The sequence below is a fragment of the Nitratireductor sp. PBL-C9 genome (assembly GCF_050877045.1).
Taxonomy (GTDB): domain Bacteria; phylum Pseudomonadota; class Alphaproteobacteria; order Rhizobiales; family Rhizobiaceae; genus Nitratireductor; species Nitratireductor aquimarinus.
Map to the genome: position 1 here is coordinate 127,877 of NZ_JBPAXW010000011.1, position 23,073 is coordinate 150,949.

The 23,073-nt window shown below is 62.9% G+C and carries 19 protein-coding genes; 8 read left to right on the top strand and 11 right to left on the bottom strand.

Going from position 1 to position 23,073, the window contains the following annotated elements; translation table 11 throughout:
- Window positions 1–90: 90 nt before the first annotated feature.
- The 3 genes from ACRTG1_RS21515 to ACRTG1_RS21525 are packed head-to-tail and all read right to left on the bottom strand — an operon-like array spanning window position 91 to window position 3,018.
- On the bottom strand, window positions 91–777 hold the full coding sequence (locus ACRTG1_RS21515) for an ABC transporter ATP-binding protein (protein ID WP_432517132.1): 687 nt from the start codon (window positions 775–777) through the stop codon (window positions 91–93).
- Complete coding sequence (locus ACRTG1_RS21520; protein ID WP_432517133.1) at window positions 774–2,015, bottom strand: ABC transporter permease; 1,242 nt, start codon at window positions 2,013–2,015, stop codon at window positions 774–776. The genes ACRTG1_RS21515 and ACRTG1_RS21520 overlap by 4 nt, the downstream gene beginning before the upstream one ends.
- A gap of 1 nt (window position 2,016) precedes the next feature.
- Window positions 2,017–3,018 (bottom strand): efflux RND transporter periplasmic adaptor subunit, encoded by a 1,002-nt coding sequence (locus tag ACRTG1_RS21525; protein WP_432517135.1) that lies wholly within the window; start codon window positions 3,016–3,018, stop codon window positions 2,017–2,019.
- Window positions 3,019–3,235: 217 nt separating this feature from the next.
- Here ACRTG1_RS21525 and ACRTG1_RS21530 point away from each other — a divergent pair, with 217 nt between their 5' ends.
- A complete protein-coding gene (locus tag ACRTG1_RS21530; RefSeq protein ID WP_432517224.1) occupies window positions 3,236–3,817 on the top strand; it encodes a TetR/AcrR family transcriptional regulator in 582 nt (193 codons plus the stop codon).
- Here the strand turns inward: ACRTG1_RS21530 and ACRTG1_RS21535 are convergent.
- The gene (locus ACRTG1_RS21535) at window positions 3,814–4,140 is read right to left on the bottom strand and encodes a hypothetical protein (RefSeq protein WP_432517136.1); all 327 of its coding nucleotides are present in this window, start codon (window positions 4,138–4,140) and stop codon (window positions 3,814–3,816) included. The two genes, ACRTG1_RS21530 and ACRTG1_RS21535, sit on opposite strands and share 4 nt — an antisense overlap.
- Before the next feature lie 292 nt (window positions 4,141–4,432).
- On the opposite strand from ACRTG1_RS21535, the gene aspS reads away from it, so the two are divergent.
- Window positions 4,433–6,220, top strand: a complete 1,788-nt coding sequence (gene aspS / locus ACRTG1_RS21540; protein WP_162742288.1) for an aspartate--tRNA ligase — start codon at window positions 4,433–4,435, stop codon at window positions 6,218–6,220.
- Between the two features lie 167 nt (window positions 6,221–6,387).
- On the opposite strand, the gene ACRTG1_RS21545 is transcribed toward aspS, so the two are convergent.
- Window positions 6,388–7,581, bottom strand: a complete 1,194-nt coding sequence (locus ACRTG1_RS21545; RefSeq protein WP_432517137.1) for a hypothetical protein — start codon at window positions 7,579–7,581, stop codon at window positions 6,388–6,390.
- Window positions 7,582–7,756: 175 nt separating this feature from the next.
- Between ACRTG1_RS21545 and ACRTG1_RS21550 the strand changes: the two genes are divergently transcribed.
- From ACRTG1_RS21550 to ACRTG1_RS21565, 4 genes are all read left to right on the top strand, one after another.
- Complete coding sequence (locus tag ACRTG1_RS21550) at window positions 7,757–8,623, top strand: alpha/beta hydrolase (RefSeq protein ID WP_299941072.1); 867 nt, start codon at window positions 7,757–7,759, stop codon at window positions 8,621–8,623.
- Between the two features lie 167 nt (window positions 8,624–8,790).
- On the top strand, window positions 8,791–11,049 hold the full coding sequence (parC, locus tag ACRTG1_RS21555) for a DNA topoisomerase IV subunit A (protein WP_432517138.1): 2,259 nt from the start codon (window positions 8,791–8,793) through the stop codon (window positions 11,047–11,049).
- Between the two features lie 50 nt (window positions 11,050–11,099).
- Entirely contained in the window at window positions 11,100–12,254 is a 1,155-nt protein-coding gene (ampH, locus tag ACRTG1_RS21560; protein WP_297565136.1) for a D-alanyl-D-alanine-carboxypeptidase/endopeptidase AmpH, read from the top strand.
- A gap of 509 nt (window positions 12,255–12,763) precedes the next feature.
- Window positions 12,764–15,103, top strand: a complete 2,340-nt coding sequence (locus ACRTG1_RS21565) for a Tex family protein (RefSeq protein ID WP_432517140.1) — start codon at window positions 12,764–12,766, stop codon at window positions 15,101–15,103.
- Window positions 15,104–15,190: 87 nt separating this feature from the next.
- Here ACRTG1_RS21565 and ACRTG1_RS21570 read toward each other — a convergent pair whose 3' ends face one another.
- The 6 genes from ACRTG1_RS21570 to hemB form a co-directional block, all read right to left on the bottom strand.
- Window positions 15,191–16,036 carry a DMT family transporter gene (locus tag ACRTG1_RS21570; RefSeq protein WP_394855505.1) on the bottom strand — a complete coding sequence of 282 codons (846 nt, stop codon included), beginning with the start codon at window positions 16,034–16,036 and terminating at the stop codon, window positions 15,191–15,193.
- Between the two features lie 129 nt (window positions 16,037–16,165).
- Window positions 16,166–16,912, bottom strand: a complete 747-nt coding sequence (locus ACRTG1_RS21575; RefSeq protein WP_206546711.1) for an arginyltransferase — start codon at window positions 16,910–16,912, stop codon at window positions 16,166–16,168.
- A 125-nt stretch (window positions 16,913–17,037) separates the two neighbouring features.
- Complete coding sequence (locus ACRTG1_RS21580; RefSeq protein WP_113154881.1) at window positions 17,038–18,843, bottom strand: SLC13 family permease; 1,806 nt, start codon at window positions 18,841–18,843, stop codon at window positions 17,038–17,040.
- A gap of 218 nt (window positions 18,844–19,061) precedes the next feature.
- Entirely contained in the window at window positions 19,062–19,601 is a 540-nt protein-coding gene (locus tag ACRTG1_RS21585) for an RDD family protein (protein WP_206549222.1), read from the bottom strand.
- A gap of 123 nt (window positions 19,602–19,724) precedes the next feature.
- Entirely contained in the window at window positions 19,725–20,195 is a 471-nt protein-coding gene (locus ACRTG1_RS21590) for an RDD family protein (RefSeq protein WP_206549223.1), read from the bottom strand.
- 78 nt (window positions 20,196–20,273) lie between these two features.
- The gene (gene hemB, locus ACRTG1_RS21595) at window positions 20,274–21,305 is read right to left on the bottom strand and encodes a porphobilinogen synthase (protein WP_206546708.1); all 1,032 of its coding nucleotides are present in this window, start codon (window positions 21,303–21,305) and stop codon (window positions 20,274–20,276) included.
- Window positions 21,306–21,470: 165 nt separating this feature from the next.
- On the opposite strand from hemB, the gene ACRTG1_RS21600 reads away from it, so the two are divergent.
- Complete coding sequence (locus tag ACRTG1_RS21600) at window positions 21,471–22,514, top strand: enoyl-CoA hydratase/isomerase family protein (RefSeq protein ID WP_206549224.1); 1,044 nt, start codon at window positions 21,471–21,473, stop codon at window positions 22,512–22,514.
- Window positions 22,511–22,936 (top strand): DUF6163 family protein, encoded by a 426-nt coding sequence (locus tag ACRTG1_RS21605; protein WP_113154885.1) that lies wholly within the window; start codon window positions 22,511–22,513, stop codon window positions 22,934–22,936. The genes ACRTG1_RS21600 and ACRTG1_RS21605 overlap by 4 nt, the downstream gene beginning before the upstream one ends.
- The last annotated feature ends 137 nt before the right edge of the window (window positions 22,937–23,073 follow it).

Consider the following 23,073-nt stretch of genomic DNA (forward strand, 5'->3'; position numbering starts at 1 on the left):
CGGGCTGTACCAATTCTCTTGAGCCAGGCGGGTGGGCCGATCATCCCAGCCGCCTCATTCGCGTCAAACGTCGCCGTGCGTCGTCGGACGTCAGTCGTCGTCGGCGTCCGCCAGCATGCCGTCCACCAGATGGATGCGCCGGTCCATGCGCGCCGCCATGTCCAGATCGTGTGTCACAGCCACGACCGTCTTGCCGCGCTCGGAAACGAGGTCGCGCAGGGTCTGGAACACCTGTTCGGAGCTTTTCGAATCGAGGCTGCCTGTCGGTTCGTCGGCGAAAACCATGGGCGGATCATTGGCGAGCGCCCGGGCGACGGCGACACGCTGCCGCTGGCCGCCGGAGAGCTGGTAGGGTTTCTTGTCGCAATGATCGGCAAGGCCGAGCATGGCAAGCAGATCGCCGGCACGGTCGCGCATCTGCCGCCGCGAGAGCCTGCCGAGCTTGCGCATCGGGATCTCGACATTCTGACGGGCGGTGAACTCGGGCAGAAGGAAGTGGAACTGGAAGACGAAACCGAGCATCTCCAACCGTGTGCGGGCAAGCTCGGCATCGTTCATGGGACCGGTGTCGCGGCCCTCGATGATGAGCGTGCCGCTGGTTGGCCGGTCGAGCAGGCCAAGCAGATAGAGAAGCGAGGATTTGCCAGAGCCGGAGGGGCCGGTAATGGCCACGAATTCGCGCTCGGCAACGGTTAGCGAGACATCCCTGACCAGTGTGACCGGGATGGTTTCCGGCAGGATGCGGGTCAGATTGCGGGCTTCCAGAAGCGCGGTCATGAGGCCCCCCGAATGATGTCGACCGGATGAAGCCTTGCCGCCTTGCGCGCTGGCAGATAGCCGGCAATCGCAGCCGAGCCCAGCGCGAAGGCCGAGGCGATGGCATAGTGCAGGGCGCTCCAGGCTATCGGCAGCTCGGTCATCTCCTGACCGCCGGCATCAAGTTCGAAGCGAATGGAGGAGAGGGCGTAGGTGAGGGCAAAGCCCAGAACCCAGCCCAGAATGGAGCCGGCAGCGCCAATGGCGATGCCCTCGATCACGAACATGCGCTGCATGTCGCTGCGGCTGAAGCCGAGGGATTTCATGATGGCGATGTCGCGCGCCTTCTCATGGGTGATGGTGGAGACGATGTTGAAGATGCCGAAACCGGCCACCAGCAGGATTGCCGCCACCACCGCATACATGATGACATTGCGCACCACGAAAGCCTCCATGATGGCCTCGTTCGCCTCCTGCCAGGAAACGGCCTTGTAGCCGAGTTCCGCCTCAATGCGCTGGGCGGCTGTGGAGGCGGCGTAGGGATCGCGCAGTTTGATGCGAATGTCGTTGATGGCGTTGGTCCGCTCGGAAAGGATCTGCGCATTCTTCAGGAGGAGATAGGCCTCGCCCTCGTCGCGGGCCGTGGTGCCGGTGTGAAACAGGCCGGTGATGCGGAAATTGCGCGTCAGGCCCGAAGACGAAACCGCCGTGACCGTGTCGCCGAGATCCGCCCCCAGCTTGTCGGCCATGCGGTCGCCCATGACGATGTTGTTGCCGCCTTCGGACAGGGTGGCGAAGCTGCCACGGGTGAAATCCTCGACAATGGGCGAGATGGTGCGTTCCGTTTCCGGTTCGACCCCGACAAGGGCGGCGCCCGCCTCGCGGCCCTGATAGCGCACCACGCCCTGTGTTCTGAGGCTCTGCGCGACATTCCCGGGCACCCAGCCTTCCAGCCAGGCCAGCGCCGCAGTGGGGTTGATGATGCCGCGCCGGTCGTCGGGCGGGCGCAGGCCGGATATCGCGGCCGCATCGAACGCATCTTCGGCCGGCTGGCGGCGGGCGCTGCGGCGCTCGTCGGTGATCTGCACATGCGGCATGGTGTCGATGAGCTGTTCGACGAAATCGTCCTGGCCACCCTGCATGAGCGCCGCCATGGCGATGGAAAAGCCGACACCGACCGCCACACCGATCACCGCCACGAGCGTCTGTCGCCCGCGACCGACGATGTGGGTCATCGCGATGTCGAGGATGAGGCGCATGTTATTCGGCCTCTATGGCGACGGGCGTTCCGTCTTCCAGCGTGTCGGGGTAGGGGGTGATGATCTGCGCCCCGGCATCGAGGCCGGAGAGGATCTCGATCCGCTCGGTCCCGCGAATGCCGGTCTCGACCGTCACCCGCTTCGCTGCGTCATTCTCGACGATGAAAAGGTCATTGCCATGGAGCGTCAGCGCCGGCACGAGAAGCGTGTCCTTCACCACGCGGGTGATGATGTTGGCGTCGACGGACATGCCGATCATGAGCGGCGTGTCGTCCGGCAGGGCGAGGCGCACGCGATAGGTGCGGGTAACGGGGTCGCCCTTGGGGGTAATGCTGTCGACTATCGCTTCCAGTTCGCGGCCCGGAAAGGCGTCCGAGCGGATCAGCACGTCCTGATCGGGCTCGATGCTCGGAATATCCTCCTCATTGACCTCGGCCACCACAATGCGCGGCGTCAGCCGTCCGACCCAGAACAGGACATGGCCGGGCTCGGCAATCTCGCCGATTTCCACGTCCTGACGCAGAACCATGCCGTTGCTTGGTGCGCGCAGCGTGTAGTCCTCAAGACGCGCGGTCTGGCCGGCGATCAGCGCTTCCACCTGACTTACTTCCGCGCTGGCGCGTTCCAGCGCCGTCACGCTGGTGACATTGCGTTCCACGAGCAGGGTCAGCCGGTCGCGCTCATCCACCGCCAGCTTGTAGCGGGCCTTCAGTTCGGTGAGGATGGCTTCGGCCTCGGTGGCGTCGAGCCGCGCCAGAATGTCACCGGTCTCAACGCGCTCGCCCTCGCAATTGCAGACTTCGACGATGCGTTCGCGCACCAGCGAGGTTACCTTGGCCCAGTTGCGCGGCTCCACCACGCCGGAAGCGAACACGATGTCGGCGGCGCTGCCCCTTTCAGGACCGGTCACTGCGACAGGAGCGGGCTGGTTGTGATACCAGAAAGCCGCACCGGCAGCCGCGGCAAGCAGAATGGCTGCTAGAAAGAGGCGGAGGAATGTCACGTCGTTCTCCCTGACAGCCGCAGGAGGCGGCAAAATAAATACGATGCATATCTGTATCGAAATTATTTCGGTCGTACAATTGCCTTTCTCATGCTGAGAGAGGCTTCGCTTTGATCTGACGCAACGATGGAGAAGAACCCTGTCCGGCGACACGCAAAATTCGCAGGGTAAGGCACGCGGCCCGGGCCGCCCCCGCGATCCGCAGACCGACGCGGCCATACTCGATGCCGCGCTCGGGCTTTTCGTGGCCAACGGGCTCGATGGCGCGAGTTTTGAGAAGATCGCGCGCGAGGCCGGTGTAACCCGCGCCACCATCTATCGGCGCTGGTCGACGCGCGAAACGCTGATCGCCGATGCGCTGGGGCGGCTGAAGGAAAATGCCGAGCAGGATTTTGGCGAATGGCGGGCGCTGCCGCTGGAGGTGCTGGTCGGCATGATGATCGATTACGGGCCGAAGGGGTGGGTGGAGCACGATGCGCGTCGGCTTCTCGCCCGCATCATCGGTTCCGTGCCGGATGCGCCCGACCTGCTCGGCGTCTTCTGGGAGGTTTATCTCGCGCCACGCCGCGCCGCCTTCAATGTGGTCGTGGAGCGCGCACGTGCCGAAGGCGCGCTGCCGGCCGACACGGATGTGGATATGTTTCAGGACATGTTCAGCGGCGCACTGATGTATGAGCTTCTCTTGAAACCCGGGGCGAAGACGGAGGAGGGGCTGCGAAGCTACTTCATCCGCCTTCTCAATGAACTCGGTCTGGGCGATGCGGTCGCCCGCCATCTGGCGAACGCACAAAGTGCTTAAAGCGCACCCTCATTCACCATCGACATGACCTCGGAGACGATGCCGCGCGACACCAGACAGCGCCATGGCGCGCGATTGGGGCCGACGCCGACCATGACCAGCGTGTTCGCTTCGGAGAATTCCGAGCTCAGCACCGTCGCCGTGTTGTTGGTCTGTTGAGCCACGGCGGCGAGGCAGGCCTGCTCGTCCTGCGGGCTGCCGGTGCGCATGGCCGCAGCCGTGCTGCCCGACATTGATGTGCTTTCGGATTGTGTCGTCTGGTTGCATCCGGCAAGCCCCGCAGCCAGTGCTGCGAGCGCGGCTACTCTTTGGAGTGCGTGCATTGTCCCGGTCCCTTCATCGCTTGTTGTTGAAGTCTCTCCTCAAGGACACGGGGGCAAGTGTCGCATGGGGGCAGGGGACCGGCAATTCCTGCATTCGTAGGATGCAGGCTCCGGCGGGGAAGCGGAATGGCGCGGGCGGCAGAGGTTTTGTGAGCGGGTTTTTGGCCGGCGCAGTGCCCGCGCGGGCGCGACACCTTGACAAATCGCACCTCCCATGCGCTTTTCCCGCCGACCTTCTGGCCCTTTTTCCACGGGGCCTGAGCAAGAATTCCAAGACACGGATGATATGACCATGCATCGCTACCGCAGCCATTCCTGCGCCCAACTGAGAAAATCCGATGTCGGCGCCAATGTGCGCCTGTCCGGCTGGGTCCATCGTGTGCGCGACCATGGCGGCCTGCTGTTCATCGACCTGCGCGACCATTACGGCATCACCCAGATCGTCGCCGATCCCGATTCTCCGTCTTTCCAGGTGGCCGAGACCGTGCGTGGCGAGTGGGTCATTCGCGTCGACGGCGAGGTGAAGGCCCGCACGGACGAGACCATCAACGCGAATCTCCCCACCGGTGAAGTCGAAATCTTCGCCCGTGAGATCGAGATTCTGTCCTCGGCCAAGGAACTGCCGCTGCCGGTGTTCGGCGAGCCGGACTATCCGGAAGACATCCGCCTCAAATACCGCTTCCTCGATCTGCGCCGCGAAACGCTGCACAGGAACATCGTGCAGCGCACGAAGATCATCGCCGAGATGCGTCGCGCCATGGGCGAGGTCGGCTTCACCGAATATTCGACGCCGATCCTGACGGCATCCTCGCCGGAAGGCGCGCGCGACTTCCTCGTGCCGTCGCGTCTGCATGAGGGCCAGTTCTACGCGCTGCCGCAGGCGCCGCAGCAGTACAAGCAGCTCATCATGATGTCGGGCTTCGACCGCTATTTCCAGATCGCGCCGTGCTTCCGCGATGAGGACCCGCGCGCCGACCGCCTGCCGGGCGAGTTCTACCAGCTCGACCTGGAAATGAGCTTCGTCGAGCAGGAAGATGTGTTCCAGACGATGGAGCCCGTCATGCGCGGCATCTTCGAGACGTTTGCCAATGGCAAGCCGGTCACGGATGTCTTCCCGCGCATTCCCTACGACGAGGCCATGCGCAAATATGGTTCCGACAAGCCGGACCTGCGCAACCCCATCGAGATGGAAGACGTTTCCGAGCATTTCCGCGGATCGGGCTTCAAGGTGTTCGCCAACATTCTGGCCAATGACGAAAAGGCCGAAGTTTGGGCCATCCCGGCCAAGACCGGCGGCAGCCGCGCTTTCTGCGACCGCATGAACTCCTGGGCGCAGGGCGAGGGCCAGCCGGGTCTGGGCTACATCTTCTGGCGCAAGGAAGGCGAGGGCCTTGAAGGCGCTGGTCCGATTGCCAAGAACATCGGCCCGGAGCGCACCGAGGCGATCCGCACCCAGCTTGGTCTGGAAGACGGTGACGCCTGCTTCTTCGCCGCTGGCGATCCGCGCAAATTCGCCGGCTTTGCGGGCGCTGCGCGTACGCGCGCCGGTGAGGAGCTCGATCTGGTCGACCGCGAGCGTTTCGCCCTTGCATGGATCGTGGATTTCCCCTTCTACGAATGGAACGAAGACGAGGACAAGCTCGACTTCGGCCACAACCCCTTCACCATGCCGCAGGGCGGCCTTGAAGGGCTGGAAGGCGATGACCCGCTGTCGCTCAAGGCCTGGCAGTACGACCTCGTCTGCAACGGCTTCGAGATCGCATCGGGCGGCATCCGCAACCATCTGCCGGAAGTCATGGTCAAGGCGTTCGAGAAGGTCGGTTTTGATCAGCAGGAAGTGGAGGAGCGCTTTGGCGGTCTCTACCGCGCGTTCCAGTATGGCGCACCGCCCCATGGCGGCATGGCCGCCGGCATCGACCGCATCGTGATGCTGCTTCTGGGCGCGAAGAACCTGCGTGAGATCACCATGTTCCCGATGAACCAGCAGGCGCAGGATCTCCTGATGGGCGCGCCTTCCGAGGCAACGCCGGCGCAGCTGCGCGAGCTGAACCTGCGTCTCGCTCCGGTCAAGAAGGACTGACGCGCAGCGCGCTAAACCGGCCTCCCAAACATCTTGAAAACGGCCTCGCCTTCACTGGCGGGGCCGTTTTCGTTTCCGCCCTGCTTCGGCTGCAGGCACAAAAAAGCCAGGCAGCTTGCGCTGCCTGGCCCGTTGGAGCGCCGATGCGCCAGGCGGTGAGACGCCTCTTACTGGTTCGCCAGAACCTGCAGGCCAACCTGCTTGGCGAGTGCTTCCGGTGAGCCCATGGCGGTGCCCATCAGAACGGCGAACGGCATCGGCTCTTCCGGCGCGATGCTGATCGTGAGGTTGCGCGGGTCATCAAGATAGGTGGTGACCGCTTTCGCGAGGCTCTGGGTCAGGTCCGGGCCGAGATACTGGCCGGCCATGAGCGGCACGATGGCCTTTGCCTGATTGGCAACGTCCTCCGGCTTGACACCCTGCTGCGCGGCCACATAGGCGATCAGCTTGCCGGTCAGCGATGCATCGGAAAAGCGGATGGACGCGCCATGCAGGTTGAGCTGCTGCATGAGGCCGAGCATTGCGAGGCCCTGTGCCTGCTGCTGCTCTTCCGTGCCGTTCTCCATCTTCTCTTGCATTTCCTGCAGTGCGCGCAGGAATTGCGGCGTGTAGCCGCTGATGTCGGCGGTGATGGCCAGTGTGCCGGCATTGTCGAGCTTCAGGTCGTAGCGGCTGACCTGCATGCGGCCGTCGTCCAGCGTCCAGCTGCCAGCCATGTCGACGCGGCCGGAAAGCTGCTCGTAGCCATATTCCTTGAGCTGCTCGTGGGCTTCCCTGCTGTCGGTGAGTTTCGACAGATCAAGCGAGAAGCTTTCTGCCGAGCCCTCGAACGACATTTTGTTGGCGCCGTCGCCGAGATCCGTGTCGGCCACCAGATTGCCGAGCGTGAAGATCGGTTCATCGCCATTCTTGCCCACGCGGGCGCTTTCCAGCGCGAAGCGGCGATACTGCATCAGGCCGCCATAGGGAGCGTCTTCCGCTTCCTTGGGCAGAATCAGCCCCTCGATGGACACGCCCTTCAGTGCGATGTCGAAATCATCCTCGGATTGCTGGAAATTATCAACGGCGACGCGGCCGATCTCGTAGACGGTGTCGGTTTCGCTGACGTCTTCAAGAACCAGATCGCCAAGGTTCGCCTTTTTGTCGACGTCGGCGACACCGAACGACGCGCCCTCAAGCACAATCGAATCGCCGTCCTTGCGTGCGGCGGTCCATTCCGCCTCGACGCCCTGATCGCCGAGCAGCGTCTTGTAGCGCGCGGCAACCTCATTCGCTTCCCAGGCCTGGGCGGACTGCAGCGCCGTGGCCGAAAGCAGGGCGGCGAGCGAGAGGGTCTTCAGCTTGGTTGCATGGCTGAGCATGGGCAATTTCCTTAAAGTAACGTAAGATAACGGTTATCTGCTGGCATGGAGGCCGAGAATTACGGTCGGAGGATGGCCTTTGGGTAAACCTGTGTCAATTTTCACAGGCCAGTATTGCGTGTTATCCATGACGCTATGGTTGCTGAACCCTTGGAAAACGGGAGAGAGGTTGGGAATGCGGGCATTCGGGCATTTTGGGGCGAGCGCCTTTCTTTTGATTCTCTTCTCGTTCGCAGCGCAGGCGGTGGAGCTCCATGAAGGCATCACCTACCGCAGTGGCCTGAAACTCGACATTCACGCACCCGACACACCCGGCCGGACCTCCCAGGCCGGCGTGGTGCGCATGAACCTGTTCTCCTTCGGCAGCCCCAAGGTTCCCGTGGTGATCTACGCCCATGGCGGCGGCTGGGTGAAGGGCTCGCGCAAGAAGGTCTATTCGCTTCCCGAATGGCTCACCCAGCGCGGCTACATGCTGGTCGCCATCGACTATCGAAAAGTGCCGCAGACCAACATTGACGGGCAGGTCAACGATCTGTCGGCGGCCATCTCCTGGGTGCGCTCCAACATTTCACGCTATGGCGGTGATCCGTCGCGCATCGTGCTGATGGGCCATTCCGCCGGCGCGCATCTGGTGGCGATGGCGGCGGCGCGCAATGTCGCCGGCGATGTGCGCGGTGTGATTCCCAACGACGTGCAGGCCTATGACATGGTGGCCTATGCCGGCATGCGGGGTTCGCTCGGCTATCCCTATATCAATGCCTTCGGCTCGGACCCGAACGACTGGGTGCGCTGGTCTCCGGTCACCTATGCGCGCCGCGGCTCGGGCTTTCCGCCGCATCTCTTCCTTCACTCGGGTTCCAATGGCGAAAGACGCAGGGCGCTGACCAATGGTTACGCCAATCTGCTCAAGGCGCGCGGGGCGCGGGCGGCGGTTTTCGACGGCGGGCGCTACACGCACGGGTCGATTGCACGCAAGCTTGGCGGTCAGGGCGATCCGGCGACGGTGACGATCGAGCGCTTCCTGGCGCAGGTCACGCGCTGACATACACGTAAAGCAGGTCGCCGTGCATGCATAAGGAAGACCTGCGCTTTTAATGGAGCACCGGAACAGACCGAAAACCGGTTTCCACTTTTCTGTCCTGTGGTCTAGCCACAGCCCTTTTGCCATAAAGGCTTGCCGCGAATCACCCGCTGGTCTAACCGGAAACCATGGGAAAAGATATGCTTCCGCCCGGTGGCGACGGTGGTGATGCCGTAGAGCCGGTCGATCTGAAAAAAGCGCTCGAAGAGCGCTACCTCGCCTATGCGCTGTCGACGATCATGCATCGTGCGCTGCCGGATGTGCGCGACGGGCTGAAGCCCGTGCATCGGCGCATCGTCCACACCATGCGTCTTCTGCGCCTCAGTCCCGATCAGGGTTTTGCCAAATGCGCCCGCATCGTCGGCGACGTGATGGGCAAGTTCCATCCGCATGGCGACCAGTCGATCTACGACGCGCTGGTGCGTCTCGCGCAGCCTTTCGCCATGCGTTATCCGCTGGTCGACGGGCAGGGCAATTTCGGCAATATCGACGGCGATAACGCGGCTGCCATGCGCTACACCGAAGCGCGCATGACCGAGGTTGCCTCGGAGATCCTGACGGGCATCACCGAGGATGCCGTCGATTTCCGTCTGACCTACAATGAGGAAGACGAGGAGCCCATCGTGCTCCCCGGCGCGTTCCCGAACCTGCTCTGCAATGGTTCTTCGGGCATCGCCGTGGGCATGGCGACCTCGATCCCGCCGCACAATGCGGCAGAAGTCTGCGATGCGGCGCTCGCCATCATCGACAATCCGGATGTCGATCCCGAGCGTCTGCTCGATTTCGTCAAGGGGCCGGATTTCCCGACTGGCGGCATCATCGTCGAGGGGCCGGATTCCATCCGCGAGGCCTATGCGACCGGACGCGGCGGTTTCCGCGTTCGCGCCCGCTGGCACAAGGAAGAACAGAGCCGCGGCGCATGGACGGCCGTGGTCACCGAAATTCCCTATGGCGTGCAGAAATCGCGGCTGATCGAGAAGATCGCCGAACTGATCATCTCGCGCCGCCTGCCGCTGCTGGAAGACATTCGCGACGAAAGCGCGGAGGATATCCGCGTCGTTCTGGTGCCCAAGAGCCGCGCCGTCGCGCCGGAATTGCTGATGGAATCGGTCTTCAAGCTGACCGATCTGGAGAGCCGTTTCCCGCTCAACATGAACGTGCTGTCGCGCGGCAAGGTGCCGGGCGTCCTGTCGCTCAAGCAGGTTCTGCGCGAATGGCTCGACCATCGCCGCGATGTGCTCCTGCGCCGCTCGCGCCACCGGCTGGCGGAAATCGAGAAGCGGCTGGAAATCCTTGCCGGCTATCTCGTCGCCTATCTGAACATCGACGAGGTCATCCGCATCATCCGCGAGGAGGATGAGCCGAAGAAGGTGATGATCGCGCGCTTCGAGCTGACGGACACGCAGGCCGAGGCGATCCTCAACATGCGGCTGCGCGCCCTGCGCAAGCTCGAGGAATTTGAGATCCGCAAGGAGTTCGACAAACTTTCCGAGGAAAAGGAAGGCATCGAAGCGCTGCTCGCCTCCTCCGAGCGCCAGTGGAAGACCGTGCGCTGGGAAGTCGCCAAGGTGCGCCAGACCTTCGACCCGGAGAAGAACCCGGGTCTTGGCGCGCGCCGCACCACCTTTGCCGAAGCGCCAGAGCACGATCTGGAAGACGTCCACGAGGCGCTGATCGAGCGCGAACCCATCACGGTGGTCCTGTCCGAAAAGGGCTGGCTGCGCGCCATGAAGGGGCATCTGGCCGACTTCTCCTCGCTCTCCTTCAAGGAGGGCGACAGCCTCAAGATCGCCTTCCACGCCCAGACGACCGACAAGATCCTGCTCTTCACCACGGGCGGCAAGGTCTTCACGCTTGGCGCGGACCGTCTGCCCGGCGGGCGCGGCCATGGCGAGCCGGTGCGTATCATGGTCGACATGGACAATGATCAGGCCATCGTCACCGCCTTCGCGCATGATCCCGAGCGCAGGCTCCTGGTCGCATCGCATGCGGGCAATGGCTTCGTGGTCGCCGAGAAGGAAATCATCGCCAACACCCGCAAGGGCAAGCAGGTGATGAATGTGAAGGCTCCGGACGAGATGAAGCTCTGTCTGCCGGTTTCGGGCGATCACGTGGCCGTGGTCGGCCAGAACCGCAAGCTGCTCGTCTTCCCGCTTTCCGAAGTGCCGGAGATGACACGCGGCAAGGGCGTGCGCCTGCAGCGCTACAAGGATGGCGGCGTTTCCGACATCAAGACCTTCGCCATGGAGGAGGGGCTTTCGTGGAAGGATTCCGCTGATCGCACCTTCGTCAAATCGCGCGAAGAACTGCTTGAATGGATGGGTAACCGGGCGGCCGCGGGTCGCATGGCGCCGAAAGGATTTCCACGCACCGGAAAATTTGGGTAAGCGCCGCAACACAGGCGTGAAGGCCAGGGTGCAAGCAGAGGAGGGGTGATATGCTGCACTGGAATGGAACGGGCCTTCGGGCCGCAACGCTGGCGCTGGCCGGATTTGTCGGGCTGGCGCAGCCGTCTTCGGCTGAAGACCGGCTGTTGAGCGACGCGGTCGAGTTTTCCGGTCAGATCCTCTATCTGCAGACCGATGTGCCCGGTCTTGTGATCGGCGCGGTGCGCAATGGCGAGACCGCCGTTTTCGGCTTTGGCGAAACCGCCAAGGGAAGCGGCAAGACGCCGGACGGCGACACGCTGATGCGGGTCGGCTCCGTGACCAAGGTGTTCACCGGCGCGGTTCTGGCGAGCCTCGTCGCCGATGGCTCGGTGAAGTTCACAGATCATTTGCAGGAGCGCATTGGCTGGGATGTGACCGTTCCGGCGCTGGACGGCAAGCCAATCCGGCTGATTGACCTCGCCACACACACGTCCGGTCTGCCGCGCGAAGTCGACCGCGAGCCCGGTCCGGAGAATGATCCTTTCTCCACGCTGACGAAAGAGACCTACGAAAAGGCCTTCACCAGCGATGTGCAGCTCTTCCCGGCGGGCACGGGCGGGCTCTACTCCAATTTCGGCTTCGACATGCTGGCCGTTGCGCTGGGCTCTGCCGCAGGCAAACCCTATGACGCACTGCTTGCCGAGCGGGTTCTTGAACCCATTGGCCTCAAGGACACGACCTTTGCGCCGGCCGAGGCCGACCGCGACCGGCTGATGCAGGGCCACAGTTTCGATGGATCGCCGCTGCCGGACGTGCCCAACACGCCGGTCATGTCGGGCGCGAGCGGGCTTTATTCCACCGCCAACGACATGGTGACCTGGCTGCAATGGCATCTTGACCGCTTCTCGCCGGACATGGCCGAGATGCGGCTCCTCGACCACGCCTCCTATGTGCAGCGCGATGCGCTCGATCCCACTTATGGCTTTGACGAATCCGGTCATATGGATTCCATGGGGCTTGGCTGGATCGTCATGCAGCCCGAGGGTGACCGTCCGCTGATCCTGCAGAAGGCTGGCGGCCTGCAGGGCATGTTCGTCTACCACGCCTTCGCCCCGACGCGCGGCGTTGGCGTGTTCGTCGCCATCAACGAGTTCGATTTCTCGGCTTCCATGCTGATGGCCGAAGTGGTGAACGGCCTGATCTCCGACCTCGCTCCGCGTTAAGGGGCGAGGGGGCTGTCGGTGCAGGGTGCGCGCTGCATTTGCCCCTTGGTCTTGTGCGGCGCGCGGGAGCGCTGTGCGTCCTTCGACAAGCTCAGGATGAGGGGTGTTAGGCTCATGATGAGGGATGTTGAGAATGACGGGGAGGGCACGCAGAGTTGTACTCGCTCTCCTCGGCCTTGAAGGGTTGGTTGTAGGCTTTTTGCCTGCTTCGCTGAGATCTGTGCGCATCTCCCCACTCTGAGAAGCTGCCTTCCTTGCAGTGAGCGCATGTGTGTTCTCCCGAGCACCCAGACACTCTATCCCATACACCTGACCCGAAATCCGGCTACCCACCTCCCTCATCCTGAGCTTGTCGAAGGACGCACAGCGCTCCCGCTCGCCAATCCCCGCCTCACGCCCCCACCAACTCACCTTGATCACGCCCGCGACTGTGGAAAAGCCACTCTTGTGAGCGGCAGGGGGCGGCGAATGACACTATCTTCGCCGGGTTCACAGATTCAGGAATTCGCATGTCAGCTGACGTCAAACGCATCGCCGCCCTTATTGCCACCGAGATCACCGCCCGGCCGGAGCAGGCTCAGGCGGCCATTGGTCTTCTGGATGAAGGGGCGACCGTTCCGTTCATCGCGCGCTACCGCAAGGAAGTCACCGGCGGCCTTGATGACACGCAGTTGCGCACGCTCGCCGAGCGGCTCTCCTATCTGCGCGAGCTCGATCAGCGCCGTGACACGATCCTCGGTTCGATCCGCGAGCAGGGCAAGCTCACGCCGGATCTGGAGACCAAGATCGTCACCGCCGCCACCAAGGCGGAGCTGGAAGACATCTACCTGCCATACAAGCCCAAGCGGCGCACCAAGGCGCAGATCGCCCGTGAGCGCGGGCTCGGGCCGCTGGCCGAGGCCATTCTGGCGGATCGCTCCAAAGTGCCGGCCGATCTGGCGAAGGATTATCTCGGCGAAGAAGTCGCAGACGAGAAGGCCGCGCTCGACGGCGCGCGCGACATTCTTGCCGAGCAGTTCGCCGAAAACGCCGATCTGGTCGGAAAACTGCGCAATCACATGAAGGAACGCGCCGTCCTGCGCGCCCGCGTTGTCGAGGGCAAGGAGGAGGCAGGCGCGAAGTTCTCCGACTATTTCGACCACTCCGAGCAGTGGTCGGGCGTTCCGAGCCATCGCGCGCTTGCCATGCTGCGCGGCCGCAACGAGGACGTGCTGGCGCTCGACCTGGAAGTGGATGCGGACGACACCAGCCCGCTCAAGCCCGCGGTGCGCATGATCGCGGCTGCCTATGAGATCGGCGGCCAGCGTCCCGGTGACCAGTGGCTGATGGAGGTTGCCGGCTGGACATGGCGCGTAAAGCTCTTCCTGCACCTCAACCTCGATCTGATGCGCGATCTGCGTGAGCGGGCCGAGGAAGAGGCGATCAATGTGTTCGCGCGCAATCTGAAGGATCTGCTTCTGGCGGCACCCGCCGGCACGCGGGCAACGCTCGGGCTCGATCCGGGCATTCGCACCGGGGTCAAGGTGGCCGTGGTCGACGCCACGGGCAAGCTGCTCGACACCTCCACGGTGTACCCGTTCCCACCGCGCAACGATCTGCGTGGCAGCCAGGCCGAGCTGTCGGCGCTGATCCGCAAGCACGGCGTCGAGCTGATCGCCATCGGCAACGGCACGGGAAGCCGCGAGACCGAAAAGCTCGTGGCCGACATGCTGTCGGATATGCCGGCGCCCAAGCCGCTCAAGGTCGTGGTTTCCGAGGCCGGCGCATCGGTTTATTCGGCGTCGCCCACGGCGGCGGCCGAGTTCCCCAATCTTGACGTCTCGCTGCGCGGGGCTGTCTCCATCGCGCGCCGCCTGCAGGACCCGCTGGCGGAGCTGGTGAAGATCGAGCCGAAGTCCATCGGCGTCGGCCAGTATCAGCACGATGTGGATCAATACCGTCTGGCAAAGGCGCTCGACGCCGTGGTGGAAGACGCGGTGAACGCGGTCGGCGTGGACCTGAACACGGCATCCTCATCGCTTCTGGCGCGCGTTTCGGGCCTTGGCGCGTCGATTGCCGAGGCCATTGTGGCGCATCGCGACGCCAATGGCGCGTTCTCCAGCCGCAAGCAGCTTCTGGAGGTGGCGCGGCTTGGCCAGCGCACCTTCGAGCAGTGCGCCGGCTTCCTGCGCATCCCGAACGGCACGGAGCCGCTGGACGCTTCGTCAGTTCACCCGGAGGCCTATGGCGTGGCGCGCAAGATCGTCTCGTCCTGCGGGCGCGATGTGCGCTCGCTGATGGGCGACGCTGGCGCGCTCAAGGCGCTCGACCCGCGCGTCTTCGTGGATGAGCGTTTTGGTCTGCCCACGGTGCGCGACATCATTGCCGAACTTGAGAAGCCGGGCCGCGACCCGCGCCCGGCCTTCCGCACGGCCACCTTTGCCGAGGGCATCGACGACATCAAGGATCTGAAGCCCGGCATGAGCCTTGAAGGCACGGTGACCAATGTTGCCGCCTTCGGCGCGTTCGTGGATATCGGTGTTCATCAGGACGGGCTGGTGCATGTCTCCCAGCTTGCCGACCGCTTCGTGAAGGACGCGCATGAGGTGGTGAAGGCCGGCGATGTGGTGAAGGTGCGGGTGCTTGAGGTCGACATCAAGCGCAAGCGCATCAGCCTCTCCATGCGCAAGGATGCCGGCGGAGCCAGTGGTGGCGCAGATGCCGGTGCGGGCGCTGGCCGTCCGCGCGATGGCGGCAAGCCGTTCCGTGGCGGGCAGCAGCGCAATGGCGGTGGCAAGCCGGGCGGGCGCAGCAGCGAACCGCAGGGCGCACTCGCCGCCGCACTGGCTCAGGCCATGAAGAAGAAATAGGCGCGTTCTTTACCCAGCCGCCATGGTGAGCGCCTGAGCTTGTCGAAGGGCGAACCACGGGGGCGGTGATGACGTGCGCTTCTCACCCTACACCGGATGGCGCAGCGCGGCCTGTGCGCGCCGCCGCCTGCGCCCGGAATGAAGCTGCCAGAGCGAGTGGGCGACCAGCGTGACGATCAGGATCGTGCCGCCGATCAGCGTCGCGCGGCTCGGCACTTCCGAGAAAATCAACCACACCCAGACGGGCGCAAGCACGGTTTCCAGAAGATAGAACATCGCCACTTCCGGGCCTGAAATGTATTTCGGGCCGTTGGAGAGGCAGAAGAACGATATCGGCATGATCACCGCGCCGTTGAGGATGATCCACCAGGGAGCCTCGATGCGGTAGCCGGTCTTGGCGGTCATGATCACGGCCACGATGAAGGGTAATATGACGGCGACCAGCGCCGTAAAGCCCATGTCGCGCCCGCTGCCGCGCGTGATGGTGATGGCGGTCGCCAGCAGGAAGGCAGCGCTCAGCGCCATCACGTCGCCGAACAGATTTCCAGCCCCGATGCCGCCGCCGACAATGATCAGCACGCCGATCAGCATCACCCCCATGGCAATCAGCGTGGCCGGTTTCGGTCGCTCCTTCAGGAACAGCCAGGAGAGCAGCGCTGCGAACATGGAATTGAAGGCGAGGATGAACACCAGATTGGCCGTCGAGGTGTTGTAGACGGCGGTGATGAAACAAAGCGCGGAAAGCGCGTAGAGTGCGGCCACAACGAGGCCGACACGACCGGGCATGAGCGGTGGCGCATTGCGTGAAAAGAGACGCCAGACGAACCAGACGGCGAGCGCCACGGCAACCGTCAGCGCGCTGCGCACCATCAGGATCGGCCAGGGATCACCGTCGGCAAGCCGAATTAAGGGAATGTCGATGGTCAGCGCCATGCCGCCAAACGCGGTCAGTGCGAGGCCTTTTGCATGCGAAGAAGAGGCTGGGTCGGACACGGGCGGCAATCCTCTGAGAAAGGGAATGAAGATGTGCCGTCTTGGCAGACCCTGTCCGGGTGGCGCGCGCTAGTCTACGCGCTCCCACCCCTGCGGGCCGAGATGTTCCTGCGGCTTGAAGCGTACCTTATAGGCCATTTTGCGCGATCCATTGACCCAGTAGCCCAGATAGACATGCGGCAGACCGGCAGCCACGGCGCGGTTGATGTGGTCGAGAATCATGAATGTGCCGAGCGAGCGCTCGGTCAGCGCGGGATTGAAGAAGGAATAAACCATCGACAGCCCGTCACCCATCAAGTCGGTCAGGGCCACGGCCATGAGCTCGCCTTCGCCCTTGCCGGTGATGAAACTGTCCGGGCCGCGGCGGCGATACTCGATCACCTGGGTGCCCACATGGGTGTCCTCAACCATCATCGCATAGTCGAGCACGGTCATGTCCGACATGCCGCCCTTCTTGTGGCGGGCGTCCAGATAGCTGCGGAACAGCGTGTACTGCTCCGTGGAGGGCTCGGCCGCCTGGGCCGTTCCGATCAGGTCCGCATTCTGTCTCAGAATGCGTTTCATGTTCTTCGTCGGCTGAAACTCCTGCGCCAGAATGCGTACGGAAACACAGGCGCGGCAGGTTTCGCAGGCAGGCCGATAGGCGATGTTCTGAGAGCGGCGGAAACCGCCCTGGGTCAGCAAATCGTTCAGTTCGGGCGCCTTGTCCCCGACCAGATGGGTGAAGACCTTACGCTCGAACTGCCCTTCCAGATAAGGGCAGGGCGAAGGCGCGGTCAGAAAGAACTGCGGCGATTGGGCGGGTTGCTGCGTCATGTCGGTAGGGCGTCACTCCTGTCCTGAAGCATCGGACCGAAACGTGGAATCCGGTTTTCGGGATAGTCCGATGCTCCATCAATAATTCAGATCGTCCTTTGTGCGTCAGAATGGGCGCACGCGATCTAAAGCCCATAATACCATGGCCCGACAAACGAAAACGTCAACCAAATTATCGCCACCAGCGGCATGCCGGCCTTCATGAAGTCGCGGAAGGAGTAGTGACCCGGCCCCATGACCATCAGGTTGGTCTGGTAGCCGATGGGGGTGGCGAAGGAACAGTTGGCGGCGAAGATCGTGGCCGCGATGAAGGCTTCCGCCGGCGCGCCGATGGCGGCCGCGATGCCAAGCCCGATGGGTGTGAACAGCACTGCCGTTGCATTGTTGGACAGGAAATTGGTCAGCACGGCCACGACGGCGAAATAGCCCGACAGAATGATGGCGGGGCTCTGACCGTCGAGGAGCGCGACCGCGCTGTCGGCGATCAGGTTTGCGCCGCCCGTGCGTTCCAGCGCCGTGGCGGCGGCAATGGCCGAGCCCACCAGAAGGAATATCTGCCGGTCGAAGGCGCGGCCGGCCTGCGCCAGCGTCAGACAGCCGGTCGCGATCATGGCGAAGGCGCCGGCGATTGCCGTGGCGACGATCGGCGCGATGTCCAGAGCGGCGGTCACCACGATGCCGGCAAAGATGACAAAGGAGATCCAGGCCTTGCGACGCTGCGGCACGGGTTCTGCCGACCATTCGAGAACGAGCAGGTCATGGCTTTCGCGCAGATCCTCGAAGGCGCGGTCGGTGCCGCCGACAAGGATCGTATCGCCGGGCTCCAGCCGGATGTCGGAGACAGGCGTGCGGCCCATGCGGCTCTTGCGCTGGACGCCGAGCATGTGAACGCCGTGCTCGGTCTCAATGCCGGCATTGCGGATGGTGCGCCCTGCATGGCGCGAACCCGGCGGGATCACGGCTTCGGCGATGTGATAGTCCGGACCAACCCGCGCCGCCTCGGTCTGCCCCTCGGCCATGTGGCCGGCCGCCCCATGCGAAAGCGCCTGGGTGAAGGCGCGGCGGGTGGCCGTCACCATCAGCCGGTCGCCTTCGGAAAGCACCACATTCTCGAACGGGGGATGAAAGCTCATGCCGCGCCGTATGATGAGGCGCGGGGTCAGATCGCCGAGCCCCTGAAAGAGACCGGCTTTCGATTCCTTGCCGATGAAGGGGTGGCCGGGCACGATGCGGATTTCACCAATGAACTGCGTGCCCGACTGCACCTGCCGGAAGGTCTTCTCATTGCTCGAATCGCGCAGGATGCGCGGCATCAGAAAGAAGACATAAAGCGCGCCGGCTGCGGCCAGCATAAAGCCCGGCAGGGTGATGTCGAAGAATCCGATTCCAATGCCCGCCTTGGCGGCAACACCGGCAACCAAAAGGTTGGTGGACGAGCCGATCAGCGTTGTCATGCCCCCCAGAATGGTCATGAAGGAAAGCGGCATCAGCGCCTTGGAAACCGGGAAATTGCGCTGCGCGGCAAAGACGATCAGCACCGGAATGAAGATCACCACCACCGGCGTGTTGTTCAAAATGGCGCTGAGCAGGGCCGCTGTCACAAGCGTGATGATGATCGTGCGGGTGCTCGACCCGCCGGCCGATCTGGCGAGAATGCGCGCGGGCTTGTCCAGAGCATCGGTGGCAAACAGTCCCTGACCGACGATCAGGAGCGCGAGAACCGTCGCGAGCGCCGGATTGGCGAATCCTGAAAGAAGTTCTTCGGGCGGCAGGCCGCCGGATGCGTTCTCGTAGGGAATGAAGGCGAAAAGCGCGAGGAACGCCACGAGGCTGCCAAGGGCGACAAGCTCGAGCGTGAAGCGTTCGCTGATATAGGCGGCGACCGTGGCGAAAATGATCGCGTAGGTCGCCCAGAGATGGAAATCGGCCATTCAGCTCCCGCCGCTTGAAACTGTCCCCGCAGGCCATACCCAATGCCTGCCTGCAAGGTCAGGAGAATAAGCACGAGCGGTCGCGCCGCAAGCATGGATTTGCCGATGCCGGCAAAAGGCGGGCAAAGGAAAGGCTTTCGCGTCTTCCGACGGGAAAGGAATTTGCTTGTCGCAGGAGGGCCGAAGCGCGGCATGCGCCGCGTTTCAAAAAGCCGTCGTCAGTCGGTTCTCACCATCACCGTATCGAGCAGCCGGTCATGCACGGTCTGTCTGTGCGACAGAAAGAATGCGGCCAGCAGAATCAGCGGGCTGAAGAGCGTGCAGAGAGCGACTGCTAGCAGGGTATGTGCGGTTGCGTAGCGGGGTGTGATCTCGACGCTGTCGAGCCGTTCCAGTCGCAGACTGAACACGCGCATGCCGAGGGTCGCCTGGTAGCGCCCGCCGAGTGTCGCCCTGATGTAGAGAATGACGGCGACCAGCGTTGCCATTCCGGCCGCGGCCTTGGAAAGCGTATAAAGAGCAGTCGGTATGTCTCCCGGCGTTCGGTCGGGTGCAATCCAGTGCAACACGACATACTCCATGAGCATTGTTGCCAGAACGGACAGAATAACGGCCAGCAATGCATACAGGGCGTAATCCAACAGGAAGGCAAGGCATCGCCGCAAATGCAGCCACGTGCCCTGTCGCACGATGAAATCTGGTTGCCGGTCTCCGGGCGGTGCGGTCAGCTGGGGGCTAAGATCAAATGTATTGGTCATCAAAGTCGCTCGCATAATCAATCAAGGGTTCGAAAACGCCTCACGATAGCGAGCGATCTTGTTTTGATAAATCAGAAGTATATAGCGTCGTTAAAGATGCAACTTTTGCGATAATTTCGATTATCAGCTCGTTCGCACCACAACCGTGCCCAGAAGCAGATCATGGACGGTGCGCTTGTAATCGAGGAACAGGCTTGCGAGCAGGATCAGCGGCGTCAGAACCGCATTGCCGGCCCAGAACAGAACCGTGTGAACCACGGCCAGCATGGAATCGACGCGCCCGCCATCGAGACGAACAAGTTTGACGTCCATGAACTGCATGCCGAGCGTCGCCTGTCTGCGACCGCCAAGGGTCATCGCGACGTAGAGAAGGGCGGTCAGCGGGGCGAGGATGCCGAACAGGAGCCAGCCCAGTCCCAGCGTCATCACGCCCAGAAGGGCCACGATGATTGCGACGGGAACCATCATCAGCCCGATCAACAGGTAGTCGATGCAGAACGCGAAAATGCGCCGCGTGCGAACGCCGCGGTAAAGATGCCAGTCATCCCGTGCGGGATCGATGATTTCGCCGTCGAGGGGCCTTGTGGCCGTCATGAACGTTCCTTCATTGGTTTGTCGAACAAATGAAAAATGGGTGCGTTCACACGGCACTTCAAGATTTTCCGAGCAAAATCAGAGCAATTCAGCAACTTCGGCGGCAAAATAGGTGAGAATTCCGTCGCAGCCCGCGCGCTTGAAGGAAAGCAGGCTTTCCAGCATGGCGCGCTCGCCGTCGATCCAGCCATTGGCGGCTGCCGCGCGGATCATCGCGTATTCGCCGGACACCTGATAGGCGAAGGTCGGCACGGAGAACGTGTCCTTCAGCTGGCGGACAATGTCGATATAGGGAAGGCCGGGCTTCACGATCAGCATGTCCGCACCTTCCTGAAGATCCTGCTCGGCTTCGCGCAGCGCTTCGTCGGAATTGGCCGGATCGATGTAATAGGTCTTCTTGTCGCCCTTCAGCAGACCGCCCGTGCCGATGGCCTCGCGATAGGGGCCATAGAAGGCCGAGGCGAATTTCGTCGCGTAGGACATGATCGCCACGTTCTGGAAGCCGTTCTGGTCGAGCGCGTCGCGAATGGCGCCGATGCGCCCGTCCATCATGTCGGAGGGGGCGATGATGTCCGCGCCGGCTTCAGCCTGGCCAACGGCCGCAGCCGCGATCTGGGCGACCGTTTCATCATTGATGATCTCGCCATCGCGCAGGATGCCGTCATGGCCATGGCTGGTGAAGGGGTCGAGCGCCACATCGGTGATGATGCCGATCTCCGGCACCGCTTCTTTGATGGCGCGGGTGGCGCGGTTGATCAGATTGTCCGGGTCGAGGCTGTGGGAGCCGGTCTCATCGCGGCGCGCGGGATCGATATTGGGAAAGGTGGCGATGGCCGGAATGCCGAGCTTTGCGGCGTATTCGGCCTGCCGGACCGCATGGTCGACCGTATGGCGCATGACACCGGGCATGGCGGAAAGCGGTTCCTGCCGGTTCTCGCCCTCCATGAGGAACAGCGGCCAGATCAGATCGTCGACCGTCAGATGGTTCTCGCGCACGAGGCGGCGCGACCAGTCGGCCTTGCGCGTGCGGCGCAGGCGGCGGCTGCCGGTGATCTCATCGACGGTGCGGCGTGTGGCGGGGCTGTTCATGGTGCGGGAAAACTTGTTCACGGCTTCGACTCCAGTGTGGCGCCTCTCTATCATGCAGGCCCTGTGGGTCCAAGTGCGGGTCCGGTGTCCTGTGGTCGCAGTTCCTTATAGCATTGACGGGGCGAAAAGCGGCTAATAATCAGCTAGAAAGGCCTGCGCGTGGTTGCAACGTTCTGGGGGGTGGCTGTGAAAGTCGATTTCGGTGGCGCTGAGGAAATCCTGTTCGAACAGGTCGGATGTGCCGGGATCGTGACGCTCAACCGGCCTTCTTCCCTCAATGCGGTCAATCACGGCATGGTGCGGGCGCTCGCCCGCGCGCTTTCCGCCTGGGAGACGGACGACACGGTCAAGCTCGTGATCATTCGCGGGGAGGGGCGCGCCTTCTCCGCCGGCGGCGACATTCTTGATGTTTACAAAGCCGGGCTTGCCGGCGAGGCAAAGCCGGATTTCTTTGCAGACGAGTATCGGCTCAATGCGGCAATTGCCCGTTTCCCCAAACCCTATGTGGCGCTGATCGACGGCATTGTCATGGGCGGCGGCGTTGGCGTCTCCTTCCATGGTTCGCATCGCGTGATGACGGAAAACGCCATCTTCGCCATGCCCGAAGTCGGTATCGGCTTTTTCCCCGATGTCGGCGGCAGTTTCCTGCTTTCGCGCCTGCCGGGCGAATTCGGCATGTATCTGGCGCTCACCGGAAACCGCATTCGCAGGGGTGACGCCTGCGCGACGGGGCTTGCCACGCACGCGGTCGATGCGGCGGAACTGCCGGCATTGACCCAGGCCCTGTGCGAGGGCGGTGATGTGGATGCGACGCTGGCAGCATTTGCCGGAACTGCGGAACGCGAAATGGATGACGGCGCGCTGCATGCGATTGCCAGCCATTTTTCTTTCGGCACGCTTGCGGAGGTCCTGCAGTCGCTTGGCGAGGATCAGGACGAATGGGTGCAGAAGACTGCTGCGACCATCGCCAGGCGTTCGCCCACCAGTCTTCATGTCGCGTTTCGTCAGGTCCGCGCCGGCGCGATGCTGACCATGGACGAGTGCATGCATATGGAATTCCGCATCCTGAACCGCATGCTCACCGGGCACGACTTCTATGAAGGCATCCGCGCGGTTCTGGTGGAGAAGGGAAGCACGCCCCACTGGAAGCCCGATACGCTCGACGGCGTGAAGGATGAGGACATTGACGCCTATTTCGCGCCCCTGCCGGGCAAGGAGCTGGCGCTGTGAAAGTTGAAACGCTCTCGGGTCTGCCTTCGGCGCGGCCCTCCCAGCTTGAAGCAGCCTATTACGCGTTCCACCGTATTGTCGCGCTCGTCTGCCTCGTCATGGGGCTTGTGTACTGGGTGCGGCTGCTCGGTTTTTATCCCGGGCTCATGTGGCGGTTCGACCTGATGCCGATCCACTGGCAGGTGGCGAGCATCGTTCTGGCCGTGCTTTATCCGTTTGCGTCCGTCGGTCTCTGGCTGGTCGCGCCATGGGGAGCGGTCATCTGGTTTCTGTGCGCCGGCACGGAAGTGGCCATGTACGGCTTCATGCCAGAGATGTTCGGGCACAATTATCCGCTGTTGGGTTTTCACCTTCTCGTGGCGATTACCTATGCCGGTTTGCGCATTGCGCGCTACCGCCGCAAGCGGCAGGCGATGCTTTAGGGTCAGGCCCGGTTTCAGGCCACAAGCGGCATCCCCTTAATCTCTAAAGCTTTCATCGAATGTCCACAGGCGGGTTTACTGCCTGTTAGCCGTATTAGCAGCGTTGGCTTTTGTAAGGCGTTGTTAAGGCTAGTGTT